Genomic DNA, 20,748 nt, shown 5'->3' with positions numbered 1-20,748 from the left:
AAGCCACGCAACATAAGCCTGTGACGCGTGTCACCCAAATGCTTCGCCGCCTTCGTGGCATAGGTTGGCCAGTGCTGATCGCACCCAACCTTCAAGGAGTGACATCTAATGACACGACGAAGTGTCCGTGCTGCCGCGTGGGCCGCCGCCCTCGCACTTGGCTGTGGCGCGCTGGCCTCTGCACCGGCGAGCGCCGAACCGCGACAAACCGACAAGCAAGCTACCGCCACCGGCTACGGAGGCGCCGTGGCCACGGTTGATCCCGAGGCCTCGGCGGCCGCCCTGAGCGTATTGCGCAAGGGTGGTAACGCCGTGGATGCCGCGGTGGCCGCGGCCGCGGCGCTCGGGGTGAGCGAACCCTATAGCGCCGGCATCGGCGGTGGAGGCTACTTCCTCTACTACGACGCCAAGTCCGGGAAGGTCAGTACCCTCGATGGGCGTGAAACCGCGCCGGCTGGCATAACTCACGATGCCTTCATCGACCCGGAAACGCACGAGCCCTACCGCTTCACCCCCGAGCTCGTCACCAGCGGGGTGTCCGTCGGCGTTCCGGGCACGGCCGCCACCTGGCAGCAGGCCCTCGAGAACTGGGGCACGATGCCGCTGCGTCAGGTGCTGCAGCCGGCGATCAAGACCGCCACCCGCGGCTTCGTGGTGGATAAAACCTTCCGCGAGCAAACCCTGGACAATAAGGAACGCTTCGAGGCCTTTGACTCGACCCGCGACCTCTTCCTTCCCGACGGAGATGCGCCGCAGGTCGGTTCGATTTTCACCAACCACGAGCTGGCCGATACCTATCGGCTGCTGGCCAAGGAGGGCGTCTCCGCTCTCTACGAGGGCGAACTGGCGGAAGAAATCGCCTCCACGGTTCAGGCACCCCCGGTTTCAGCAGATACCGAACTGCCGGTACCCGTCGGGAGCATGACCGTCGAGGATCTGGCGAACTACGAGGTCCTCGAGCAGGATCCCACCGAAGTCAGCTACCGTGGCTTGGATGTTTTCGGGATGGCGCCTTCTTCCAGCGGTGGCACCACCGTGGGTGAATCGCTGAATATTCTCAACACCTTCGAGTTGTCCTCGATGGACGAATCCGATGCCTTGCACCATTACCTCGAAGCTAGCGCGCTGGCCTACGCCGATCGCGGTAAGTACCTCGGAGATGCGGCCTTCGTGGACGTGCCCACCGCAGAGCTAACCGATGCGCTATTTGGCGCCGAACGCGCGTGCGAACTGGATCCGGAGCAGGCCGCGGTCAAGCCGGTGGCTCCGGGCGATGTCTCCGACTACGACGGAGAATGCCCGGCTTCGCCGGTCGCACCGGCCGCCGAGGAGGATACCGAGAACATTTCCACCACGCACCTATCGGTAGCCGACCGGTGGGGCAACGTCGTGTCCTACACGCTGACCATCGAGCAGACCGGTGGCTCGGGAATTGTCGTTCCCGGCCGTGGCTTCTTGCTGAACAACGAGCTGACGGATTTCTCGACGATTTATGACCCCGAGGACCCGAACCGGATTGAACCCGGGAAGCGTCCGCGTTCCTCGATGTCCCCAACGATCGTGCTGCGCGACGGGGCACCGATGCTGGCGGTCGGATCCCCGGGCGGTTCAACGATCATCACCACGGTGCTCCAGACGCTCATCAACCGGGTGGATCTGGGCATGGATATTTCCGAAGCCATTGCTGCCCCGCGCGCCTCGCAGCGCAACACCAGCAAGGTGACCGCCGAACCTGAGTTCATTGACGCGCACGCCCAGCAGCTCGAGTCCTACGGACATCAGTTCGTGCCGGCCGGTGACTCCTTCACGCCACAGGCCGAAATCGGCGCGGTGGCCGCGGTGGAGATCGCAGAAGATGGAACATTGACGGCGGCCGCCGAACCGCGGCGACGCGGCGGTGGATCGGCCATGGTGCTCTCGCCAACACGCTAACGGACACTAAATACGCGTGTTTTGGGCGTCGGGCCCGTTGCGATGGCAACGAGCCCGGCGCCCTTTTGCCTGGCGGGCCGAGGCTCGCCGGTGCTGACAGCGACAGGTGTGTGCACTAGCCTGAATAACCACGCAGCATCACAACCGTTACCTCCCGGAGCGACCATGCCTTTTGCCAGCGACACACCATTTTCGACGACACTGCGCAAGGCCACCGAGGCCGAGCACGGCGCGGCAGAATCCAGCGAGTTCATCACCACGCTCATGGCCGGGGACCGAAGCGCCCGGGACTACACCCTGCTTATCGCCCAGTACGCCCACCTGTACCGGGCCCTTGAAGATGAGGTCGCCAATCTCCGTGGTCTGCCCGAAGTCGCGGATTTTTTCGATCCGGCCCTTGAACGTTCGGAACAATTGAGCCGTGACCTCAGGTTCCTCTTACCCATGCACGGGATGAGCCGCTGCCCAGAACCGCTACCGGCCACCGCAAGGTATGTCGCGGCGATCCGTGCCGCCGCGGCGGAGCCGGCGCGGCTGGTGGCCCATCACTACCTCAGGTACCTCGGAGACCTATCCGGTGGCCTAGCCATTGGCCGGCTTGTGGCTCGGCATTACGAGATTCCGCCCGAGGCCCTGAACATGTGGCGTTTCGATTCCATTGCGAAGCCCAAGGTCTATAAGGACGCCTATCGCAGAAAACTCGATGCCTTCGGGGCGCAACCACAGTGCGCCGCGGCCCTCTTGGACGAGGCGCGCCGTGGTTTTACGTGGAACAAAGCAATCTTTGAAGATTTACTTTTCGATTCGAAGGCTCGCGACGCCGGCGCCGCCTATCCCCGCGGGTTCATTCCCGAATCGGTTCACCGGCCGGGTCGAGCACCCACCAGACGTCCTTGACTCCTTGTCCCTTGGCCTCTCCGGCTTCGACATCGGCCGCGAAGTAGTACAGCGGCCAGCCGTTGAGGGTCAACTGCCGGCTTCCGTCGGTTCCCGTAATGGTTCCCACCTCACCGGTCACCCCCTGCAGCTCGGGCAGTTCTTCGCCAGCGGGCACCGGTGGCCATGCTTTGAGGCACTCGTCGGCACAGGCGGAACTATCGGCCCCCTGGGTATCCTTGTCGAATTGGTAGAGCACCATGCCCTTGTCGTCGGTGACGATCTGCCCAAGATCCGATTCCACGACATGCAGGGCGTGCACCCCGAGCATCGCGGCGGGACTCGACGATGGGCTTTCGCTCTTGGGGGCGCCATAACCGCCGCCCCCACCGGGCGACTCGGACGAGTCACCACAGGCCGTTAGCGCCAGCAATCCGGCGCTGAGCACGGCCGTCGTAAGCATAATTCGTGTTCTCATTGGATTCCCCTCCATCAACGAACAACTTGCTGTAGGAAGTGAAACGAGACCGTCGCCCATTTGGTTCACCGCACACTAATTGGGGCGGAGAGCAGGACTCCACCGTCTTGCGCCGTGATCTGGATCCGAGAAATCTGCCTCGGGCGAAGTACGGTCGCCGCCTGCAGTTCGATCTCCTTACCCGGCACCGCACCCCATGTCGCAACCTGACTCTCACGTCCCTGAAGATCCGTGAGCACGAGCGCATATCCGGCCGCGGATTCGGCGTACCGATCGCCCGTGGGGCCCTGCAGGTTCTGCTCTCCTGCCGGGTAGCTGCAGTTGACCCGAATTTTGGTGCCCCAGCCAACCTCGGTCAATTCAACATTTGAACTGAGCTTCACCGCGGCCGCCGGTATCAGCGACACCGCAGTAGTGGGTTCGGGCGCGCGATTCACCCAAGCCAGGGTGCCTATTACGGCGACAATCACGAGTGCCGCGGCCGCCGCAACGGCTAAGGCCGGAGCCACCCAGCGTGCCCGGTGCCGCCGCAGACTCGTTGCCCATAGTTCGGTGGGTAGCTCGGGTTCGAGGGCGAGGCCGGACTGCGAATCAAGAGCCTCAAGATATGCGGCGGTCTCACGCAGTTGTTCCACATTTGCCCGGCACTGAGCGCACTGGTCCAGATGGCGCTCGTATTCGTCGTGCTCGGCGTCCTCCAGCGCGTGTAAAACGTAGGCGGCATCCCATTGTGCATAGCGGCATTCGGCGCCGGTCATGAGCCCGCTCCCCTTTCTTCCAGAGCAAGGCGTAGCGCCCGCATCCCATAATGTAGGCGCGACTTCACGGTGCCCGCGGCGATACCTAATTCTTGGGCCATCTCCGAGGTACTGCGACCACCCACGTAGGCCCGAACAATCACCTGACGGTGTTCTTCGCTCAGCGCGGCCAGAGCATCGATCACGACCATTGAATCAAAGAGTTGCTCGGTTTGATCTTCACGCACCGGCTCGAGTTGCTCCAGCCCCGGCACTTCGCGCCGGTACCGCGCCGAGCGGGATTCATCGATCACCAAGTGCCTGGCAACGGTAAAGAGCCACGCACGGGTCGTCTGCGGATCCTGCTCCATGAGTTTGCGCGACTTCCAGGCGCGGCAGAGTGTTTCTTGCACGATGTCTTCAGCCAGTTGTCGATCGCCGGTCAGCCGCCACGCATAGCGCCAGAGTGCCGCGGCATGTAACTCGTACATGCGGGCCATGGTCTCCTGTCGCGCGCGTGCCATGGGCACTCCTTCACACACTTCCACGGGTAGGACACGATGTACCGGCCCCGACGGTTCACCGTGCCCGCGGACTCTGGCGATCAACCTACACGATTAGCTCTGGCACTTATAGGGCGCGCGGTCGACGGGCTCGGCACCTTTCTCCGAGGAATCTGCTCCAACGGACCGGGAAGCACCCGGATAGCTTTCATCGTTTGAGCACAAGCCAAGAATCGCTCGGGTCGCGCGCTGGCGCATGGATGATCGCCTCAAGCGCCAAACAGTGCGGAATTTATGGGTTTTGCGGCGTTAGCACAGCGGTTAGAGTCACCCTCAAATGCCCAAGCGTGCCGAGGTCATTGCATTCAATAACTGAATGCAAAAACTAGTTTCTAACTATTTTCCATTCACCCATTGACGACATTGGTGATCTGGTTCACACTTATTTTCATGCCAGAATCCACGCAGCTCGGAAAACCGGGTTCACAGAGCGCCCTGCGCCACCGCAACGCACGTCGAGTGCTCCTTGCGTTGGCCTCTGGTCCGCGGACTCAGGCCATGTTGACACGTGATACCGGCCTTTCGGCCGGCACGGTCAGCAACATCGTCAAGAATCTCATCACTCAGGGACGGGCCCACACCGAACCGACCATCAGTTCCGGACGCAAGGCACTGAACATCGTGCTCAATGGGCCCGGCGCCCTGGGGCTGGGCATCGACTTTGGTCGTCGTGGTTTGCGGATGATCGTCGTCGCCTCTGGCAACACCATCGTCGCCGAACGCACCAGCGATCTGCCGGCCAGTAGTGGCGCCGAGGCCTGTATCGCCCGTGCTGCCGAACTACTCACGCAGATGGTCGACAGCGGAGAGATCAGCCGTGGATCTGTTCTGGAGGCAGCGGTGTCGCTGCCATCGCCGATCGACCACCGCACCGGCACCTTGGCCAGCTCCTCCATCTTGCCGCAGTGGGCCGGGGTGGATATTGCAGCCGCCGTGGGCCAGGCACTTCAGGTGCCCACGGTGATCGACAATGACGCCAATCTGGCGGCTTTGGCCGAGGCCACGTGGTCCGAGCACGCCACCAGCGAGCAGCTGTTCTACCTCAAAATCGATCGCGGTATCGGTGCCGGACTTCTGCTCAACGGCCAGATCCACTACGGACATATTGGTATCACCGGCGAAATCGGCCACGCGGCGATGCAGGATGACGGCCTACCCTGCCGCTGCGGCAACCGTGGATGCCTCGAAACGCAGGCCTCGACCGACCGGATGCTCGATCGACTACAGCACACCATCGACCCGCCCCGGTCGGTTGCGGAGCTGGTGGAGTACGCCCTCGACGGGCACCCGCCGACGCTACGCGTGCTCGAGGACGCCGGATTGGCCGCTGGGCGCACCCTCGGGTTCATCTCGAGCCTGCTCAACCCGGAAGTCATCGTCGTTGGAGGCCCCTTAGGCGAGCTGTTGCTGGACCCGGTTCGCCGCGGACACCAGCGTTATACGAGCGAAACGCTCTTTGAAACCACCCGTATCGTCACCGCTTCGCTCGGCGAACGAGCCGAAGCCCTCGGCGCGGCCACCCTCGCGGTGCGTCGTGCGGTAGACCTGCACACCAATTTCAACGAGGTAGAGATCCCATGACCGAAACGATGACCGCGGACGCCATCTTGCAGATGCGTTCCATTACCAAGAAATTCCCCGGGGTCTTGGCCCTGGATGCGGTGAACCTGGCGGTGGCCCGCGGCGAAATTCATGCGATCTGCGGGGAAAACGGTGCCGGTAAGTCCACCCTGATGAAAGTGCTCTCCGGGGTGTACCCGCACGGCAGCTACGAGGGAGACATCTTCTACGACGGCCAGGTCCGCCAGTTCCGTGATATCCGTTCCAGCGAGAAGGCTGGCATCGTGATCATCCACCAAGAACTGGCCCTGATTCCCGAACTGTCGATCACCGAAAACATCTTCCTGGGTAATGAACCGGCCCGCATGGGCGTCATCGACTGGGCCGAAGCCCGGCGACGCAGCGTGGACCTCCTCGATTCGGTGGGTCTGCATGATGACCCGGACACCCCGATCAAGGACATTGGCGTGGGTAAACAGCAGCTGGTTGAAATTGCCAAGGCCTTGAACAAGGACGTAAAGCTCTTGATCCTGGATGAGCCCACCGCGGCGCTGAACGAGGAAGATTCGCAGCACCTCCTGCGCATCATGGGGCAGCTACGTGAGAAGGGGATCACCTCGATCATCATCTCGCACAAGCTCAACGAAATTGAGCAGGTGGCCGACTCGATCACCATCATTCGTGACGGCAAGTCAATCGAAACCCTCGATGTCTCGGCGGGCGGGGTCGACGAAGACCGCATTATCAAGGGCATGGTGGGCCGCTCCCTCGAGTCCCGCTTCCCGGATCACACCCCGCATTTCGGCGACGTTTTGCTCGAGGTGGAGAACTGGACCGTCGCCCACCCGAACGTTGAAGACCGACTCGTGTGCAAGGGCTCGAACTTCTTCGTACGGGCCGGTGAGATCGTCGGCTTCGCCGGCCTCATGGGCGCCGGTCGCACCGAGCTGGCCCGCTCGGTCTTCGGACGTTCCTATGGACGATTCCTCTCCGGGCAGGTGCGCATCCACGGCAAGGAGGTCCAGCTTCGCAATGTACGCCAGGCCATCGACGCCGGTCTCGGATACGTCACCGAAGACCGCAAGAGTCTAGGGCTGAACCTGCTCGACGACATCAAGACCACCACCGTCGCGGCCAATCTGCGCAAGATCAGCCGCTATGACGTGGTTGATCGCCGGGCCGAATATGCGGTCGCCGAGAACTATCGCACCTCGCTGCGCACGAAGACTCCCTCGGTGGATGAATCCGTGGCGAAGCTTTCGGGCGGTAACCAGCAGAAAGTCGTGCTTGCCAAGTGGATGTTCACGGACCCCGAGGTACTCATTCTGGACGAGCCTACGCGAGGCATCGACGTGGGTGCGAAGTATGAAATCTACGGAATCATTCAGGAACTAGCCCGGCAGGGCAAGGCGGTCATCGTGATCTCCTCGGAACTGCCCGAACTGCTCGGCCTCTCGGACCGTATCTACACAATTTTCGAAGGCACCATCACCGGTGTGCTGAACAAAGATGAGGCGACCCAGGAAAACCTGATGCGCCTCATGACCGCCGACCGTGCGGACTCCGGCCTACAGGCCGGCTAGCGACACCCATCAACCCATCGATCACAGCAGGAATTCAGCATGAATGCGCTCAAGCAGCTCTTCGGCGGGGACACCCGCCAATTCGGCATGATCTTCGCCTTGGTGGCGCTGATCCTTTTCTTCCAGTTCCGCACCGGCGGCCGCACCCTGACCTCCGGCAACGTCATTAACCTGATCAACGGCAACGCCTACATTCTGGTGCTGGCTATCGGCATGGTGCTGGTCATCATCGCCGGGCATATCGACCTGTCGGTCGGCTCCATTGCGGCCTTCGTCGGTATCGCGGTGGCCATCGCCATGCGCGACTGGCATCTGCCCTGGTGGCTGGCGATCGTCTTCGGCCTGGTGCTCGGTGCCGTTATCGGTGCCTGGCAGGGGTTCTGGGTCGCATACGTGGGGATCCCGGCCTTCATCGTCACGTTGGCGGGCATGATGCTCTTCCGTGGGTTGAACCAGTTCGTTGGCAAGTCCAACACGGTCCCGGTTCCCGAGGACTTCCAGTTCATTGGCGCCGGTTATTTGTGGGAAGTCGGGCCGGTGACCGGTTACAACAACCTGACCCTGCTCCTGGGCTTGGGTGCGGTGCTCTTCTTCATCCTCAGCAGCCGCCGGGCCCGCATTAAGAACCGCACCCTCGGTGCCGTGGTTGCCCCACTGTGGGTCGACGTCACCAAGGTGACGCTGATTTCGGCGGCCGTGCTCTACGCGACCTACCTGTTTGCCACCGGACGACCGGGCACCTCGATCCCGATTTCCGGTCTGATCTTGCTGGTTCTCGTGCTGATCTACGGTTTCATCTCCACGCGCACCATTCTGGGCCGTCACGTCTACGCGGTGGGTGGCAATAAGCACGCCGCCGAGCTCTCCGGTGTGCGCTCGAAGAAGGTCAACTTCCTGGTCATGATGAACATGTCGATTCTGGCCGCGCTGGCCGGCATGATGTTCGTCGCCCGTTCCACCGCATCCGGCCCCTTCGACGGCGTGATGTGGGAACTCGACGCAATCGCCGCAGTGTTCATCGGCGGTGCGGCCGTCTCCGGCGGTGTCGGTACGGTCATGGGGTCGATCATCGGTGGTCTGGTGATGGCCGTCTTGAATAACGGTCTGCAGCTGCTCGGTGTGGGTGCGGATGCCACCCAGATCATCAAGGGTCTGGTGCTGCTGGCCGCCGTGGCCTTCGATGTCTACAACAAGACCCAGGGCAAGCCTTCGATCACCGGCCTGCTCATGCGTTCCTTCAATAAGCCTTCCACCCCAGCACCCCCAACCCCGGAAAAAATTTCCGTCTAGTTCAGTTCGTCACCCACCTGAGAGAAAGTGAAAACAATGAAGTTCACCATGCGAAAGCTTGCTGCCACCGCGGCCATCGCGGCTCTGGCCCTGACCGGCTGTGGCCGTCAGACCGACACCGGATCCGAAGCCAGCGGCTTCGAAGAGGGTTCGGCCATCGGCGTGGCCCTGCCGCAGAAGACCAGTGAAAACTGGGTGCTGGCCGAGAAACTGTTCAACGACGGACTCAAGGATGCCGGCTTCGAGCCGATCGTGCAGTTCGCCAACGGCGGCGTCGCCGAACAGCAGAATCAGATCAGCGCCATGGTCACCAACGGCGCCAAGGTCATCATCGTCGGCGCCATCGACGGCTCGCAGCTGGGCACCCAGTTGGCCGCCGCCAAGGAAGCCGGGGCGACCGTGATCGCCTACGACCGTCTGGTGACCAACACGGAGAACGTGGACTACTACGTGGCCTACGATAACTTCCAGGTCGGCGAGCTGCAGGGCAAGGCACTGCTCGAGGGGCTCGAGAAGAAGGGCAAGGCTCCCTACAACATCGAGCTCTTCGCCGGTTCCCCGGATGATGCCAACGCCGATGACTTCTTCAACGGAGCCATGAGCGTGCTGAAGCCGAAGATCGACGACGGAACCCTGAAGGTACTCTCCGGGCAGAAGTCCTTCGAGCAGGCCGTAACCCAGGGCTGGAAGTCCGAAAATGCGCAGAAGCGCATGGACACCATCTTGACCGGTAACTACGGCAAGGAAGACCTCGATGGTGTGCTCTCCCCGAATGACACCCTGGCCCGCGCCGTGCTGACCTCGGTCAAGGCTGCCGGTAAGGATCTTCCGGTGGTCACCGGTCAGGACTCCGAGGTCGAATCGGTGAAGTCGATCATGGCCGGGGAGCAGTACTCCACGATCAACAAGGACACCCGCAACCTGGTGGCCGAGGCGATCGATATGGTCAAGGCACTACAGGCTGGTGAAGAGCCAAAGGTCACCGATGCAGAGTCCTTCGATAACGGCTCGAAGACCGTTCCGGCGAATCTGCTGGATCCGCAGATCGTAACCAAGGAGAACGTCACCGAGGCATACGCCGACGATCCGGTGCTTGGCCCGATTACCGAAGGCAAGTAACGGCAGCACGTAGCTTCAAAAAGTCGCTGGCCCCAGACTTCTGTCTGGGGCCAGCGCTCTTTGTGTCCACGGGGATGATCGAGCGTGTCATCGATCGCTGTCCCGGGCCGAGGCACGGGACAGTTCATCGCGACGAGTTTGGTCAGAGTTCCGCGTCAGTTCCGGCGCATGGGAAGCCAGCCGCCTCTAGAATCCGCCAGTGGTGTTGGTATGAGACGTTGAGGTCACCTCGCCGGTTACCGACAGGCGCTTGGGTTGCACACCGTTGATTTCGTAGTCGCCAACGATACGTGACTTGTAGACCGCAGGATTGTGGGTGGCGATGGTGCGCGCATTGCGCCAGTGCCGGTCGAAGTTAAAGGACGCTCGGGTGGCCGAAGCCCCCAGCCCGTCGAAAAGCTTATTGGTGGCAGCGATAACCATGGGCTGCACTACGCTCTGCGCGCGGTTGGCGGCCAGCTCACACACGGCGAAACGCTCGTGGTCATTGAGGTTGCTGTCGGCCAGCGCGGCTTCAACCTCCAAAACGGCCCCCATCACCACCGCATCGCTGGCGAACACCGCACCGGAGACCTCCCCGACCAATTGCAATACCTGTGGTTCCTGATGCACCGGCACGCCGGTGCCGGTGGAGAAGCTGCGGGTACGCGACTGAACCGCCAGGCGCATGTCGTTCAGCGCCGACCGGCCGATACCTGCCTGGACCGCAAGCAGCACGAGCTGGAAGATCGCGGCTTCCGGATCGATGGGGTCTTCGGGCATGAAGCTATCTACCGGGACATTGCTGAATTCGGTGGTGCCGGTGCCGGTCAGTTGCTGGCCGAACCCGTCCCAGTCATCGATGATTTTAACGCCGCTGTGCTGGGTGGAAACCACGGCAATGTGACGCCCCGGGCGCTGCGGGTGGCTGACCGCGACGGTGGTCCAATCCGCGAAAATGGTGCCGGTGCAATAGTACTTTTCGCCGTTAACGACCCAGCGGCCATTGACCTCACTGACGGCCGTATTCAGTGTCCCGAGCGGATTGCCGCCCTTTTCGGTGTAGGCGTTACCGACGATATGTCCGGACGCAATGCGCGCGATCCACTTTTTACGCAGTGCCTCGTCCTCAAGCCGGAGCACATGCTCGGTGAAGGCAATATGCGCCCGCCACAGTTGAGCAATGTGGGAATCCGCCTCAGCCAACTCGATCAACAAGCGAAATACATCCGAAAGCCGTGCCCCGTGGCCACCGGCTTCGACCGGTAACCGCAACGCCCCAAAACGCTCGCGATTGAGCCAGCCGACCTGTTCAAAGGGAAGCTGACGAAGCTGCTCGCGTTCATTGGTTCCGTCAGCGATTTGCGCGAACACCGGACGAAAAATCGCAGCCAGGCGTTCGTACTGCTCATCCGCGCACGGCCCGGGAGTGACCTTTAACAGTTGGCGCACGGCCACCGGCTCTACGTGGTCATCTAGATTACGGGCCGAAGCCCCGGCGGGGTCACTCAATGCGTTGAAGTCCATGTTGGCGTTGTCGAAAGACACTGGAAAAATCCTCATTTCTTTCCATCGGATCTGGCGGTAGCACCGGCCCGTCACGCGGGTGGTTGCTGCGGCGTCGTCGAGCCAGATCTCTCGGCCGCTCTGGATGGGTTCGTAATCATTTGTAGCGTTACGTCCTTTCACGTCCCAAGCCGGGCGTCACAAAGTAACGAGCCGTAGTAGTGACGCCAGTCATACTTCAGGAGATGTAGGCCGGTGGCCACGAAAGGCGCTTCGTCGATCCTTCAAGTTCATCAACGAATCCACACTTATCAAAAGAAGAATCAGAATTTCTCGCGTCCGGCCACCATCTTTCGAAGATTCGTCATGTTACGAAAGGTTTGCCCTCGGTTCATTCGACGCGGTTCGATTGTTGCGGAACCATCCCGAGCGGCCGAGAGATCTGGCTCGACGACGCCGCAGCAACCACCACGCCCATGAACTGGTCGCGGACGGTGCTACCGCCAGAACCGATGGAGATGATCATGGCACTTGCCTACGCACCCGCGCACACCTCAACCAATACTGCCCTGCCGCTGAGCTTCCGCCGGCTTGCACGCACCTTTAGCACACGCAGCGAAACCCGCCGAGTACTGCAGGACTTTAACCTCGAGATCGCCGCCGGTGAACTGGTGGCCATTCTGGGCCCAAGCGGATGCGGAAAATCCACCTTGTTGCGCGCAGCTAGCGGGCTAGATACGCCAAGCTCCGGGCAGGTGCTCATCGGCGACTTGCCGGTGGCCGGGATTGACGAGCGCTGCTCGGTCGCCTTCCAAGAACCAAGACTGCTGCCGTGGCGTTCGATTCGCGAAAATATCGAGCTCGGCCTGCCACTGGGTTTGGACCAGAACGAGGGCACCACCCTGATCGATGAACTGCTCGAGATTACCGGCCTGGCACAGGTAGCCGACGTGCACCCGCAGGAAATCTCAGACGGCCTTGCGCAACGCGTCTCGCTGGCTCGCGCCCTAGCCCGCCGCCCCGGCGTGCTGCTCCTTGATGAACCCTTCGGGGCTCTGGATGCGCTGACTCGACTCGAATTGCAGGAGCTGTTGCGCGCGGTTCACGCGGCCATTCCCACCACAGTGTTGCTCGTGACCCACGATGTCGACGAGGCCCTGCAGTTAGCGGACCGAGTGATCGTACTGGGCCGCGAGGCACCGGGCATTCCGGCCGGCGTCATCCGGGATCTGCGCCTAGACACCGCGGCCGGGCACCAGCGCCGCGACGGCGACTTCGGCGCGCACCGCAACATGTTGCAGGATTTGCTCAGCGTCGATAACCACACCGACTAATACAGCGCACATCGCCCCTGCGGCAGGCCACACCGGTGCATGCGCCTTGCTCCGATCAACCAGCGAGCCACCTAGTTCTCGCACTCCCCCGTGGACCTGCGCTGTCGCGAGACTGGCGTCTTCTGGTTGCCGCCCACGGTGAACTGGTGCCCTCCGGAACACAGGGGAATACTACGTTCACCACTACCGGGCCCAACCTGAAGGATCTCCCGGTGAAACCAAGGCACGGCAGGTTACGTTCGCGCTAGGTGCACCAAAGCCAACTCCGCGAAAATGTGCGCGGCACGGGGCGCCGATTAATGCGGCAACACGAGCCCCCGTTGGAGACCACGAAACCGTACCGAGCGCGTTAAGTTTACGTAACCTGCAACACACCTTTCGTTATCTTGACTCATTCAAAAAAAGCCGTCATGCTGGAGACTGTGACTGAGATGGTCGGAATCGAAGAGGTACTGCGGGCGGCATCCCTGCGCGTGACGCGTCCACGCGTCGCGGTGCTCTCTGCCGTCACCTCGCATCCGCACGCGGACACCGAAACGGTGATCGCAGCGGTGCGTGAACAGTACCCGACGGTGTCTCATCAGGCTGTCTATGACTCCCTTAAGCTCCTCACCGAGCTGGGCGTGGTACGCAAAATTCAGCCTCATGGGCACAGCGCACGTTATGAGGCGCGGGTAGGCGACAACCATCACCATGTGGTGTGCCGCAATTGCGGCATGGTTGCCGATGTGGATTGCTCCGTGGGAGATTCACCCTGCCTTTGCGCCTCGGATGACCATGGCTTCCTGATCGACGAGGCCGAGGTTATCTACTGGGGGCTGTGCCCCGAGTGCCAGTTTTCCTCGCAGACACCGTAACGAATTCACCGCATCCAACGGTCCATAGCCGTCGGGATGCGCGATTATCCCCCAACCCAATTCCCTGGAAGGAACCAAATGTCTGAGAACGCAGGCAAGTGCCCCGTGGTCGGCGCAGGCCGAGTCCACCCAACTCAGGGCAACGCCAACAGTGAGTGGTGGCCCAACAAGCTAAACCTGAAGATTCTGGCCAAGAACACCTCGGTGACCAACCCGGCCGATGAGGACTTCGACTACGCCACCGCCTTCCAGAGCCTGGATCTGGCTGCCGTCAAGGCCGATATCGCCAACCTGCAGAAGGATTCCAAGGACTGGTGGCCAGCAGACTTCGGTCACTACGGCCCGTTCATGATCCGTATGGCCTGGCACTCGGCCGGTACCTACCGTTCGCACGATGGCCGCGGTGGTGGCGGAACCGGTCAGCAGCGCTTCGCCCCGCTGAACGCTTGGCCGGATAACGTCAGCCTGGACAAGGCTCGCCGCCTGCTCTGGCCAATCAAGAAGAAGTACGGCCAGGCACTGTCCTGGGCCGACCTGTTCATCCTCGCCGGTAACGTGGCCCTGGAAGACATGGGCTTCAAGACCTTCGGCTTCGCCGGTGGCCGCCCGGACGTCTGGGAAGCCGACGATGACGTGTACTGGGGTCCGGAAAAGGTATGGCTGGACGACGAGCGTTACAGCGGCGACCGCGAGCTGGAAGCTCCGCTGGCCGCCGTCCAGATGGGTCTGATCTACGTGAACCCGGAAGGCCCGAACGGTAACCCGGATCCGCTGGCCTCGGCCCGCGACATCCGCGAAACCTTCCGCCGCATGGGCATGGACGACCGCGAGACCGTGGCACTGATCGCCGGTGGCCACACCTTCGGTAAGACTCACGGCGCCCACAAGGACGATAAGCTCGGCCCGGACACCGAAGCCGCTCCGCTTGAGGCCCAGGGCCTGGGTTGGGCCAACGGTTACGGCACCGGCCACGGTGACGACACCGTCACCTCGGGCCTGGAGGTCACCTGGACCTACCACCCGACCCGTTGGGACAACGAGTTCTTCCACATCCTCTTCGCCTACGAGTGGGAGCTGTTCGAGTCCCCGGCCGGCGCCAAGCAGTGGCGTCCGAAGGCCGGCGCCGGCGCCGACATGGTGCCGATGGCTCACAACCCATCCCAGCGTCGCGAGCCTCGCATGCTCACCAGTGACCTGGCCCTGCGCTTCGACCCGATCTACTCCGAGATCTCGAAGCACTTCAAGGATCACCCGGAGGACTTCGCCGACGCCTTCGCTCGCGCTTGGTTCAAGCTGACCCACCGTGACATGGGCCCGAAGTCGCGCTACCTCGGCCCAGAGGTTCCGGCCGAGGATCTGCCATGGCAGGATCCGCTGCCGGCCGCTCCGGAGCGCGTAATCGGCGACGCCGAGATCGCTGTGCTGAAGGAAAAGATCGCCGCTTCCGGTCTGACCATCCAGCAGCTGGTCTCCACCGCTTGGAAGGCTGCGGCCTCGTACCGCAGCTCGGACAAGCGTGGTGGCGCCAACGGTGGTCGCATCCGCCTGGAGCCACAGGTTTCCTGGAAGGTCAACCAGCCGGAGCAGCTCAAGCCGGTCATCGCCGTGCTCGAGCAGATCGTTGACGAGTTCAACGCCGAGTCGGACGTGAAGGTTTCCTTCGCTGACGTCGTGGTGCTTGCCGGTAACGTCGGCGTGGAGCAGGCTGCTCTCGCCGCCGGCCACAACATCGTTGTGCCTTTCACCCCGGGTCGCGTGGACGCCACTCAGGAGCAGACCGACGTCGACCAGTTCGCTTGGTTGGAGCCGGTTTCCGATGGCCTGCGCAACTACAACTCCGGCTTCATCAACCTGCCGGCCGAGTACCTGCTGATCGACCGCGCCAACCTGCTGGGTCTGTCCGCTCCGGAGCTGACCGTCCTGACCGGTGGCCTGCGCGTGCTGGGCAACAACTGGGATGGCTCGAACCTGGGCGTCTTCACCGACACCCCGGGCGTGCTGACCAACGACTTCTTCGTGAACCTGCTGGATCTGGGACAGACCTGGATCCCGTCGGCCGACGAGCAGACCTACACCACCGCCGACGGTCGCTGGACCGGTAGCCGCGTGGACCTGGTCTTCGGTGCCAACTCGGAGCTGCGCGCTCTGGCCGAGTTCTACGCTTCGGACGATGTCAAGGAGAAGTTCGTCAAGGACTTCGCTCAGGCATGGGCCAAGGTCATGGACAACGACCGCTTCGAACTGCGCGTGAACAAGCTGGACGCTGTGGCCGCACAGTAAGACTCGGAACAAACCGCGTCGCGAATCCGTCCCGCCAACTATGGCGGGGCGGATTCCGTCGTTAAAACGGGGGCGCCAGCCCGCCAAGTTTCGGGCCGAGCAGGCCGAGCAAGAATAGTCGGGCACCTTGCCTAGCTCGCTGCGCCTCACCTAGAGGACTCGGACAACCCCTTCGGCCCCAACTTGGACCTTTTCACCCTCCGGCGTAAGTCCCTCGAAACTCCTTCCTCGCTCAACGAGCGGCCGGGGCAGGTCCGTTCGACATATCACTGGGCTCGGGACGATAGTCTCACGCCTCAGCACACATTGCTGAATAGTGAGACTTAACTGTCAGCCACTTGAAGACCGTGGAGTCGAGGGCGTAGAACGGAGTTCTAAGCGACAGGAGAAACACGTGAGCATTTCGCCCTCCCCAGAGACCCTTGACGTCATCAAGCGGCTCATTGCCCTCGACACCACCAGCCGCGATAGCAACCTTGAGCTCATAGGCCAAGTCAGCGAAGCATTGGCCGCCCACGGCATCGAACCGGTCCTGATCCACAACGAAGACGGGCGCAAAGCCAACCTCTTAGCGACTTTCCCCGCCGCCGATGGCAGCACTACCGGCGGGATCGTGCTCTCGGCGCACACGGATGTGGTCCCGGTCGATGGCCAGCAATGGCAGAGCGACCCGTTTACCGCCACCGTGCGTGATGATCGGCTCTACGGCCGGGGCACCTGCGATATGAAGTCCTTCCTCGGTGCCGTGGTCGCATACTTCCCAGCCTTTGCCGCGGCGCAACTGCGCGAGCCCATCCACATCGCGTTCTCCTACGACGAAGAAGTTGGTTGCGTAGGGGCGGTCTCTCTCGTCGAAAAAATCACCGAACTCGGGTTGGAGCCACGCGGTTGCATCGTGGGCGAACCCAGTAGCATGCGCGCGATCCGCGGGCATAAATCGGTCAACGTTTTCCGTGTGGATTTCCGTGGGGTGGCCGCGCATTCGTCCCTGACGACAGAAGGGGTCAACGCCATCGCCTACGCGGCGCGCTTCACGAGCTTCGTCCATGAGCTTGCCGCCGAATTCGCCAAGCAGGGTCCCTTTGATCCGGCTTATCTGGTGCCCTACACCAGCACGACGGTGAATCAGATCGCCGGTGGCATCGCGGTGAACACCATTCCGGCCGACTGCCAACTGCACTTCGAGTTCCGTTCCATCGCCGCGACCGACCAGCAGGCGCTGATCGAGCGCTTCCGTGCTAAGGCCGAAGAGCTGAATCAGCAGATGCGCCAGGCCAATGAACAAGCCGGGGTCGAGTTCACCGTTATCGCCTCCTCCCCCGGGCTGGAGACCGACGCCGGCTCACGCATCGTCAGCGACACCGCGGCGTGGGGTGCGCTGCCCTGCGAGGACAAGGTGACCTACGGTACCGAAGCCGGTCTCTTCGCCAACGCCGGCATAGCAACCGTGGTTTGCGGTCCGGGCGATATCGCCCAGGCCCACGCCCCGGATGAATTCATCGAGCTGGAACAGATCGCTCACTGCGAGCAGATGCTCGACGCCATGCTCGCCTCCCTCTCGCAGTAATCCCGTCAGGAGCACCTTCATGACAATCTCTACCCCCGCGGCCACCCCGGCGCAGTTGGCAGCCGCCAAGAAGGCGGTGATCTCGAGCTCCATCGGTGCCGCCTTGGAGTGGTTCGACATCATCGTGTACGCCTCCTTTGCGGTGGTGATTTCGGCAAACTTCTTCCCCGACACCAAGGGCGCACTGGGTCTCATCCTCACCTTCGCTACCTTCGCCCTTTCCTACGTGGTGCGCCCCCTGGGCGGCATGGTGCTTGGCAGCATGGCCGACCGAAGCGGACGCAAAAAAGCACTCACCCTGACGCTGATGCTCATGATGCTTGGAACGCTGATCATGGCGTTGGCCCCCACCGCGGCAATGGTGGGTGCCTGGGCTGGCATCATCATCCTGATTTCGCGGCTCATTCAAGGCTTCTCGGCCGGCGGTGAGTTTGGTACGGCAACCACATTCCTCATCGAAACGGCACCGCACCGCAAGGCGTTCTACGCTTCATGGCAAATTGCCGCTCAAGGCGCAGCCATGTTTTTGGCCTCGGCCTTTGGCTTCGCGCTCAACTCCTGGCTCAGCGAGGAACAGTTGTATTCCTGGGGCTGGCGCGTACCGTTCTTCGTCGGTTTGCTCGTGGGACCGGTCGGTCTCTATATCCGTGCGCGGCTTGAGGAAACCGAGGAGTTCGTGACGGCACCGAAGGAACGTGCCCCGCTCAAGAGCCTGCTGGTGCACAACTACGGACGCGTACTCACCGGTTCGGCGATTATCGGTGTGGCCACCATTTCGGTCTACATGATCCTCTACATGCCGACCTTTGCGGTGACCAATCTGAAGATCCCGGCAAGTGCCGCTTACCTGGGCGGTGTGGTCGCCGGCTTGGTCTCGATCGTCCTGATTCCCATCGTTGGAAGTCTTGCCGACCGTAAGGGACCGGCCCGCGTGATGACCTGGGCCGCTGTGGGCGCCCTGCTTCTGGCTTGGCCGCTATTCCAGGTGATGATCAGCAACCCAACCGTGCCGGTACTCGTTGTGGTGATCGCGTTGCTCGGGATCATCATGTCCTTCTATTTCGCACCGCTGCCAGCGTTGCTCTCGGCTCTCTTCCCGGCCGCGATCCGCGGCACGGGCCTGTCGGTCACCTACAACGTCGGGGTGACCCTGCTCGGTGGTATTGCCCCGCTGGTCTTGACCTGGCTATTGGATATCACCGGTTCGCTGAACGCGCCGAGTATTTACTACATGGCGATCGCAGTGATTTCGCTGATCGGTCTGTTCGTCGTGCGTACGCGCTACCTGCAACGCTAACTAGCTAGAAATCTCTCGGGCGGGATGCATTTCCCGCCCGAGCGGCGTTTAACCCTCGGTACACACCAGACCGTAAATCCCGCGTTGATAAGTGCCGATATCCGGTCGGGTAGTTCTGCCCATCGACTGGAATGTCCGGCGGCGCCTACCTTCGAAGAGTCAGCAGACATCATCACCGCACGGAGGGATTCATCATGCATAAGTTTCTGAAGGCCGGTTTGGTCGGCGCCATGAGCGCCGGACTGCTGCTCGGTGCAACGGTTCCAGCGCAGGCTTCCCAGTCCTATGGCTTCAACACCGCCACCGACTACACCTACTCGAACAACGACGGCAAGGCTCACACCAAGGGCACCATCACCTACCACGGGAAGTACGCCTTCACCTACAACGTCGGCGTCCGCGACCTGTGCGCCCCCAGTGGCAAGGGTGACGGGTACGGGGCCTACGTACAGCTCATGATCCGCCACATGGACGGTTCGACGAAGGTCGGCACCATCGCCAAGGATACCAACGGCTGCGGCACCGCTTTCCGTTGGTCCAAGGACTATAACAAGTTCGGCAAGAAGATCCGCTGGGTCCAGTTGCGCGTCTACGAATACGATGCCGACACCAACCACATCAAGGACAGCTCCACGACCCGCCGCATCGACAACCCGTACACCGGCTAGGTTTGGAGCAACCCGATGAAAAAGCTACTCAAGGCCGCGCTAGTCGGCACCATGAGCACCGGACTCTTGTTGGGCGTCGGGGTCCCGGCTCAGGCCTCACAGTCCTACGGTTTTAACACCGCCACCACCTACGGCCAGTACAACAACGACGGTCAGGCACATACCAAGGGCACCATCACCTACCACGGTAAGTACGCCTTCACCTACAACGTTGGGGTTCGCGACCTGTGTGGGCCAGATGGCCGGGGCGATGGCTACGGTGCCTACGTACAGATCATGATCCGGCACATGGACGGTACGTCGAAGGCCGGTAATGTCGCCCATGACAATAATGGTTGCGGCACAACGTTCCGTTGGTTCAAGGAGTACAACAAGTTCGGCAAGAAGATCCGTTGGGTCCAGGTACGAGTCTACGAATACGATGCCGATACTGGCCACATCAAGGACAGCTCCACAACCCGCCGCATCGACAACCCGTACACCGGCTAGATCTGGAGGAACCTGATGAAAAAGCTACTCAAGGCCGCGCTAGTCGGCACCATGAGCGCCGGGCTCCTAATGGGCGTCGGGGCAACAGCCCAAGCCAGCGCAACCTATTACTACAACGTATCCACTGGTTATTCCGATTACCTTGCCAACGATGGCAAGGCTCAAGCCAAGGGATCGATCACCTATCACGGCAGGTACGCCTTCACGGTGAACGCCGGGGTACGCGACCTCTGCGCCCGTAATGGCCGTGGTGATGGCTTCGGCGCCTATGCGGATGTGATCATCCGCTATATGAACGGAAGCCAGGAAGGCTACCGGGTTGGGAAGGATACCAACGGTTGCGGCACTCGATTCGAATGGAGAAAGAGCTACCACAACCACGGCAAGCGGATTCGCTGGGTACAGCTCAAGGTCCACGAGATTGATGCCGACACCAACTACAACAAGGACACCGGAACCTCACGTCGCATAGACAACCCATATACCGGGTGATCCCCCGGCCCGCGTCCTCCCCACCTTGGTGGGGAGGACGCTGTGCGTTAAAGGTCGCGTCATCTCGCTACCCAAAGTTGCTGCACGGCCGTGCGCGGTGCGCTACTGGATTCAGGCCTACGCCCCGCGTTAACACCCTGT

Annotated in this window: 18 protein-coding genes and 2 riboswitches; of the genes, 14 read left to right on the top strand and 4 right to left on the bottom strand. The window is 61.8% G+C overall.

Going from position 1 to position 20,748, the window contains the following annotated elements:
* The first annotated feature begins 108 nt into the window (after positions 1-108).
* Together ggt and ACYU0X_RS01665 are read left to right on the top strand one after the other, a co-directional pair.
* Positions 109-1,932, top strand: a complete 1,824-nt coding sequence (gene ggt / locus ACYU0X_RS01670) for a gamma-glutamyltransferase (RefSeq protein WP_461901920.1) — start codon at positions 109-111, stop codon at positions 1,930-1,932.
* A 165-nt stretch (positions 1,933-2,097) separates the two neighbouring features.
* The gene (locus tag ACYU0X_RS01665) at positions 2,098-2,829 is read left to right on the top strand and encodes a biliverdin-producing heme oxygenase (protein ID WP_461901919.1); all 732 of its coding nucleotides are present in this window, start codon (positions 2,098-2,100) and stop codon (positions 2,827-2,829) included.
* Here the strand turns inward: ACYU0X_RS01665 and ACYU0X_RS01660 are convergent.
* From ACYU0X_RS01660 to ACYU0X_RS01650, 3 genes are all read right to left on the bottom strand, one after another.
* Complete coding sequence (locus ACYU0X_RS01660; protein ID WP_418908208.1) at positions 2,777-3,286, bottom strand: COG4315 family predicted lipoprotein; 510 nt, start codon at positions 3,284-3,286, stop codon at positions 2,777-2,779. The genes ACYU0X_RS01665 and ACYU0X_RS01660 overlap by 53 nt on opposite strands.
* 65 nt (positions 3,287-3,351) lie before the next feature.
* Positions 3,352-4,044, bottom strand: a complete 693-nt coding sequence (locus ACYU0X_RS01655) for an anti-sigma factor family protein (RefSeq protein ID WP_461901918.1) — start codon at positions 4,042-4,044, stop codon at positions 3,352-3,354.
* Positions 4,041-4,547: a sigma-70 family RNA polymerase sigma factor gene (locus ACYU0X_RS01650; RefSeq protein WP_418908206.1), complete on the bottom strand. Its 507-nt coding sequence runs from the start codon at positions 4,545-4,547 to the stop codon at positions 4,041-4,043. The genes ACYU0X_RS01655 and ACYU0X_RS01650 overlap by 4 nt, the downstream gene beginning before the upstream one ends.
* 429 nt (positions 4,548-4,976) lie before the next feature.
* On the opposite strand from ACYU0X_RS01650, the gene ACYU0X_RS01645 reads away from it, so the two are divergent.
* From ACYU0X_RS01645 to ACYU0X_RS01630, 4 genes are read left to right on the top strand one after another with little or no spacing between them, the layout of a single operon-like run.
* The gene (locus ACYU0X_RS01645) at positions 4,977-6,167 is read left to right on the top strand and encodes an ROK family transcriptional regulator (RefSeq protein ID WP_418908205.1); all 1,191 of its coding nucleotides are present in this window, start codon (positions 4,977-4,979) and stop codon (positions 6,165-6,167) included.
* Complete coding sequence (mmsA, locus tag ACYU0X_RS01640; protein ID WP_418908204.1) at positions 6,164-7,729, top strand: multiple monosaccharide ABC transporter ATP-binding protein; 1,566 nt, start codon at positions 6,164-6,166, stop codon at positions 7,727-7,729. The genes ACYU0X_RS01645 and mmsA overlap by 4 nt, the downstream gene beginning before the upstream one ends.
* A 39-nt stretch (positions 7,730-7,768) precedes the next feature.
* The gene (mmsB, locus tag ACYU0X_RS01635; protein WP_418908203.1) at positions 7,769-9,019 is read left to right on the top strand and encodes a multiple monosaccharide ABC transporter permease; all 1,251 of its coding nucleotides are present in this window, start codon (positions 7,769-7,771) and stop codon (positions 9,017-9,019) included.
* A 48-nt stretch (positions 9,020-9,067) separates the two neighbouring features.
* Positions 9,068-10,138, top strand: coding sequence for a substrate-binding domain-containing protein (locus ACYU0X_RS01630; RefSeq protein WP_418908202.1), 1,071 nt, complete (start codon positions 9,068-9,070; stop codon positions 10,136-10,138).
* 186 nt (positions 10,139-10,324) lie between these two features.
* Here the strand turns inward: ACYU0X_RS01630 and ACYU0X_RS01625 are convergent, their stop codons facing one another.
* On the bottom strand, positions 10,325-11,665 hold the full coding sequence (locus ACYU0X_RS01625) for an acyl-CoA dehydrogenase family protein (RefSeq protein WP_418908201.1): 1,341 nt from the start codon (positions 11,663-11,665) through the stop codon (positions 10,325-10,327).
* A gap of 18 nt (positions 11,666-11,683) precedes the next feature.
* Positions 11,684-11,775, bottom strand: a riboswitch (SAM riboswitch).
* Positions 11,776-12,040: 265 nt separating this feature from the next.
* Positions 12,041-12,142, top strand: a riboswitch (SAM riboswitch).
* A 5-nt stretch (positions 12,143-12,147) separates the two neighbouring features.
* On the opposite strand from ACYU0X_RS01625, the gene ACYU0X_RS01620 reads away from it, so the two are divergent.
* The 8 genes from ACYU0X_RS01620 (at position 12,148) to ACYU0X_RS01585 (ending at position 20,607) form a co-directional block, all read left to right on the top strand.
* Entirely contained in the window at positions 12,148-12,957 is an 810-nt protein-coding gene (locus ACYU0X_RS01620; RefSeq protein ID WP_418908200.1) for an ABC transporter ATP-binding protein, read from the top strand.
* A 431-nt stretch (positions 12,958-13,388) separates the two neighbouring features.
* On the top strand, positions 13,389-13,814 hold the full coding sequence (locus ACYU0X_RS01615; protein ID WP_309410473.1) for a Fur family transcriptional regulator: 426 nt from the start codon (positions 13,389-13,391) through the stop codon (positions 13,812-13,814).
* Positions 13,815-13,892: 78 nt separating this feature from the next.
* Positions 13,893-16,094 carry a catalase/peroxidase HPI gene (katG, locus tag ACYU0X_RS01610; protein ID WP_309409179.1) on the top strand — a complete coding sequence of 734 codons (2,202 nt, stop codon included), beginning with the start codon at positions 13,893-13,895 and terminating at the stop codon, positions 16,092-16,094.
* 394 nt (positions 16,095-16,488) lie between these two features.
* Positions 16,489-17,661 carry an acetylornithine deacetylase gene (argE, locus tag ACYU0X_RS01605; protein ID WP_418908199.1) on the top strand — a complete coding sequence of 391 codons (1,173 nt, stop codon included), beginning with the start codon at positions 16,489-16,491 and terminating at the stop codon, positions 17,659-17,661.
* A gap of 19 nt (positions 17,662-17,680) precedes the next feature.
* Entirely contained in the window at positions 17,681-18,958 is a 1,278-nt protein-coding gene (locus ACYU0X_RS01600) for an MFS transporter (protein WP_418908198.1), read from the top strand.
* A 194-nt stretch (positions 18,959-19,152) separates the two neighbouring features.
* Complete coding sequence (locus tag ACYU0X_RS01595; RefSeq protein ID WP_418908197.1) at positions 19,153-19,626, top strand: hypothetical protein; 474 nt, start codon at positions 19,153-19,155, stop codon at positions 19,624-19,626.
* A gap of 15 nt (positions 19,627-19,641) precedes the next feature.
* The gene (locus ACYU0X_RS01590; protein ID WP_418908196.1) at positions 19,642-20,115 is read left to right on the top strand and encodes a hypothetical protein; all 474 of its coding nucleotides are present in this window, start codon (positions 19,642-19,644) and stop codon (positions 20,113-20,115) included.
* Positions 20,116-20,130: 15 nt separating this feature from the next.
* Complete coding sequence (locus ACYU0X_RS01585; protein ID WP_461901917.1) at positions 20,131-20,607, top strand: hypothetical protein; 477 nt, start codon at positions 20,131-20,133, stop codon at positions 20,605-20,607.
* The last annotated feature ends 141 nt before the right edge of the window (positions 20,608-20,748 follow it).

Source organism: Glutamicibacter sp. X7, from assembly GCF_054889245.1.
This window is presented reverse-complemented; position numbering and strand designations above follow the sequence as displayed.